6 protein-coding genes are annotated in these 4,310 nt (G+C 51.8%); 3 read left to right on the forward strand and 3 right to left on the reverse strand.

Going from position 1 to position 4,310, the window contains the following annotated elements; translation table 11 throughout:
* The 3 genes from OB13_RS13690 to arsB all read left to right on the forward strand — a co-directional run.
* Positions 1 to 335: ArsR/SmtB family transcription factor (locus OB13_RS13690; RefSeq protein ID WP_461490730.1), on the forward strand; the 335-nt coding region annotated here is incomplete at its 5' end.
* A 27-nt stretch (positions 336 to 362) separates the two neighbouring features.
* A complete protein-coding gene (locus OB13_RS13695) occupies positions 363 to 1,139 on the forward strand; it encodes a metallophosphoesterase family protein (protein ID WP_461490731.1) in 777 nt (258 codons plus the stop codon).
* 146 nt (positions 1,140 to 1,285) lie between these two features.
* Complete coding sequence (arsB, locus tag OB13_RS13700) at positions 1,286 to 2,365, forward strand: ACR3 family arsenite efflux transporter (RefSeq protein ID WP_461490732.1); 1,080 nt, start codon at positions 1,286 to 1,288, stop codon at positions 2,363 to 2,365.
* A gap of 54 nt (positions 2,366 to 2,419) precedes the next feature.
* On the opposite strand, the gene OB13_RS13705 is transcribed toward arsB, so the two are convergent.
* From OB13_RS13705 to OB13_RS13715, 3 genes are all read right to left on the reverse strand, one after another.
* Complete coding sequence (locus OB13_RS13705; RefSeq protein ID WP_461490733.1) at positions 2,420 to 2,869, reverse strand: DUF421 domain-containing protein; 450 nt, start codon at positions 2,867 to 2,869, stop codon at positions 2,420 to 2,422.
* Positions 2,870 to 2,878: 9 nt separating this feature from the next.
* Entirely contained in the window at positions 2,879 to 3,382 is a 504-nt protein-coding gene (locus tag OB13_RS13710) for a hypothetical protein (protein ID WP_461490734.1), read from the reverse strand.
* A gap of 100 nt (positions 3,383 to 3,482) precedes the next feature.
* Positions 3,483 to 4,310: hypothetical protein (locus OB13_RS13715; protein ID WP_461490735.1), on the reverse strand; the 828-nt coding region annotated here is incomplete at its 5' end.

A 4,310-nucleotide genomic window follows, 5' to 3' on the forward strand; every position in this document is an offset into this window, starting at 1 on the left:
AAATGACTTATACCAAAGCAACGGCATTTGAAGAAGAGCAGCAGGAACTGGCACGGCTGGCAAAGGTTTTGTCGCATCCGGCCCGCATTGCGATCCTGCAGCACCTGGCACAAACGCAAAGCTGTATTTCCGGCGACATAGCCCAGGAATTGCCGCTGAGCCGCACCACCGTTTCGCAGCACCTGCAGGAACTCAAGAGCGCCGGACTCATCAAAGGAACAATTGATGGCCTGACCGTTTGCTACTGCATCGACAAGGAGCAGTTTGCCAAAGCAAAATCGCTTATGAACCAGTTCTTCCAGCACATCGCTTCCAGCTACGATTGTGACTGCTAAGCTCTCCTATACCTTATCGATAGACCTATGCGCATAGCTTTTTTCAGCGACATTCACGCCAATTTACCAGCTCTGGAGGCAGTGCTGCAGGACATGGACCAAAAGCAGCCGGACTTTGTCTATTGTCTGGGCGATCTGGTGGGGTACAATGTCTGGGCGAATGAGGTGGTGGAAACCATCCGGCGCCGGCACATCCCCACACTGGCCGGCAACTACGACGAAGGAGTAGGTTTGCATAGCGGCGACTGTGGCTGTGCCTATAAAACCGAAGATGACAGGGAGCGCGGCAACCAATCCATCGCATATACCAACAGGATCATCACCGACGAGAACCGCCGCTACCTGCGCCTGCTGCCGCGCCACATGCGCCTCGATTTCGAAGTGCAGGAAGGAGAGAAGCTACGCATCCTCATGGTACACGGCAGCCCTCGCAAGATAAATGAGTACCTTTTTGAAGACCGCCCGGAGAAAAGCCTGCAGCGCCTGCTCGAGGAGGCACAGGCCGATGTCATGCTCTTCGGCCATACGCACAAGCCCTATCACCGGCAAGTGCCTTATGCGGTTGCCGGTCAATTACGCTACCGGCATGCCATTAACCTGGGCTCTGTGGGCAAACCAAAGGACGGCGACCCGCGCGCCTGCTACGTACTCCTGACACTGGACGAGAAGAGCCATACGGCTGATGCCGCAAGTATGCAGGTAGAATTTGTACGGGTGGCGTATGATGTCGAGAAAGCGGCACAAGCGGTAGAGGCCAGCCCGCTGCCGGATGAATTTGCAGACATGCTCCGCAAAGCTTATTGATTGTTAATTGTTAATTGTTGAATTGCTAAATGGTTAAATTGTTAATTGTTAGGTGCATGATTCGGGCAAGCCGCGACCTATACCTTCCTAACTTCTTAACTTTCTAACTCTTACCTCCTAAACTCTCAAACTCTTAAACTCCTTTCATGCGCCATACCTGTAATCCAACCATCAAACGGAAGCAGCTGTCTTTTCTGGACCGCTACTTGACCCTCTGGATTTTCCTGGCGATGGGTGCGGGCGTGGCGCTGGGATATGCTGTACCGGCAGCAGAACGTTTTATCAACTCCTTCCAAAGTGGCACGACCAATATCCCGATTGCGATTGGCCTGATCCTGATGATGTATCCGCCCCTGGCAAAGGTGCGCTATGAGCAGCTTGGAAAAGTGTTCCGCAACCTAAAAGTGTTGGCGGTCTCGCTGGTGCTCAACTGGTTGGTAGGTCCGGTGCTGATGTTTCTGCTGGCTGTCCTGTTCCTGCACGATTACCCGGAATATATGGTGGGCCTGATCATGATTGGCCTGGCCCGCTGCATTGCCATGGTGATGGTATGGAACGAACTGGCAGAAGGAGACCGAGAGTATGCTGCCGGTTTGGTGGCCTTCAACAGTATCTTCCAGGTGCTGTTCTACAGTTTGTTTGCCTATGTGTTCATCACCGTGCTGCCTCCCTTCTTTGGCATCAAAGGAGAAGTGGTACAGATCAGCATGGCAGCTGTGGCTGAGAGTGTAGCTATTTATCTGGGTATACCATTCCTGGCGGGTTTCCTGTCACGGCTGGTGCTGCGCCGCCTCAAAGGAGATGCATGGTATCAGGATAAGTTTATACCTGCTATCAGCCCCATCACACTGATAGCGCTGCTGTTCACGATCATGGTTATGTTCAGTCTCAAGGGCAACACTATTGTAGCGATCCCGCTGGATGTGCTGCTGATCGCGGTGCCGCTGGTGATCTACTTTGCCATCATGTTCCTGATCAGTTTTTTTGCGGGCAAATATGTGGGGGCCGATTATTCCCAAAATACTGCCATCGCTTTTACAGCGGCCGGTAATAACTTTGAGCTGGCCATTGCCGTGTCGATTGGGGTATTCGGCCTAAGCTCCGGGCAGGCTTTTGCCGGTGTGGTAGGGCCTCTGGTAGAGGTGCCGGCCCTGATACTACTGGTCAACGTAGCTTTCTGGCTGAAACGCAGGTTCTACGACAAGCCGGTAAAAATAATCGCATAGTCAGTACCTGCCAACAAACGGAGCAGCCGCAAGACCTATACCTGTTGCTGCTTTTTATTCCTCTTTTTTCGGGATGATGGTAATTTTACCATCTTTTTCCAGGATCGCATACTTGATCTGGTCGAGCCGCTGCAGCCCCTGCAATTCCCGGGCCGACTGCAGAATATCACTTTCATCGACACGCACTTTCCGGAGGCGTTCATGCAACAGTTGCCCGTTGTCCAGCAAGATGATCGGTACGCCGTCTACCACTTTTCCAAACCCACCGAAGCGCTGTTTGAGCAGCGAGAAGACAATGTCAGTAAAGAGCAGCGTCAGGATCAGGATGAGGGTGTTCGTGATGGATTCATCTTTGCCCAGCAGGGCGCTATCAACGGTTTCGGCAATGATCAACAGCAGCACGAAATCAAAGACCGTGGCTTCGTACAAGGTCCTTTTGCCGCTGATGCGGAAGATGATCAGAAGAAATATGTAGGTTCCCAGCCCCCTGATAACAGTTTCCATAGGAAGAGATTAAGGATAAACAAATTGAGAAAAAGATACACTGCTTTTACCGGCCTGAACATGAATTTCATGTGTACCCATGTGCTTGGGCTGCAGATAAAATATAATAGGCATGATAGGAGCTGTCCCGGCAAATTTATAGGTGATGCCGTTTTCATGGGTTGACACTTCGGTGGGTTCAGGTATAACCTGCTCCACATGCACCTGATCGTAGAAGTCCTGGTTGAATTGCAGTTCCTTTGTTGCTTCGGAAGAAGTGCCGGATAGTATTACTTTTATTTCGGAAGGCGCCTCGCGTCTAAGGTAGCGGTCGTATTCCACCGCTATACCTGTTGCCTGGCTGCCGGCTGTGCGCTTGTTTATACCAGTAACGCCGCCATTGCCGGTAAAGCCCAGCAGTACGGCCAGCAGCAGGACTCCTATCAGCACCCAGGCGACACGTTCGGCAGTCCAGGTACTCTTTGCGAAGGCACTATCCTCGTCAATCTCTAACTCCTGATTATGCTTTTTCATTGCGATATACCTGTTTCAGAATATTCAGGTATTAAACGCCGGCAAATAGTTAAGGTTATAAATAGAGTGGAAGCAGAGGGTTGTGTTAAAAAGAGGGAATTTACAGCGTATCCGTGGCAGGATGTATGGGGTAGGCTTCGGTTCTGAAAGTAGCCGCTTTTTTATAGAGCTTTCCTTTATCTGCCTTCGAAGAAAGAAAGAGGGTGATTTGAGAGGCATTGTAGTGGTTGGAGAGGTCCGTCAGCAGGTCCGGTATACCGTCCCGGTCCAGATCGCCGGCCCACAGCAGCACATAGATGGCACTTTCGAAGTTTTCATCGCTGGCCAGTTCCTGCGTTATCTTTTTTCCGTTCTTGAGCCCGCTTATCTTCCAGCTATAGTTCTGCAGCGAATACGACTCAGAACTTTCCTCCTGAACACTGTCTCCTGTCGCCATCAAGATATAGGCTTTCCCTTTGTATGTCATATGGAGGGACGTATTGGGCAGCACAACCGCGGTTGCGAAGCCCATGGTGTCCACTGCGCCGGCCTTCAGCTGATCAATACCCGTCAGGAACACCAGCGTGTTCGAATCAGTACTGCTGATTTCGCGGCCAGATAGCAGCCGGGCAGCTTTCCGGTCCAGAATTGGATCAAAGAAAGGTGTTACCTGCAGTTGGGTAGGGCGCAGCTGAAAGGTACTGTCTTCGTATACCAGGCCCATCCACTGTTTTGATTCAACTCCCTGCCATACTTCCTGCTTGTGAAAACGGCCGGCAATCAGGAGTTTGGCCGGCGTCTGCGGCTCCGGCATCAGGCCGGCAGTGTCCGGGGTAAAGTGCTGCAGCTCTTCGTCAGTGGGGAGAATCGTCGTATCGGAGGTCTCTGCCGCGCTGGAAGCAGGAGTCTGCAGGTGCGTATGATCTGTTTTGTTTTCGGTCGCCTTGTC

This window comes from Pontibacter sp. HJ8 (assembly GCF_054824225.1).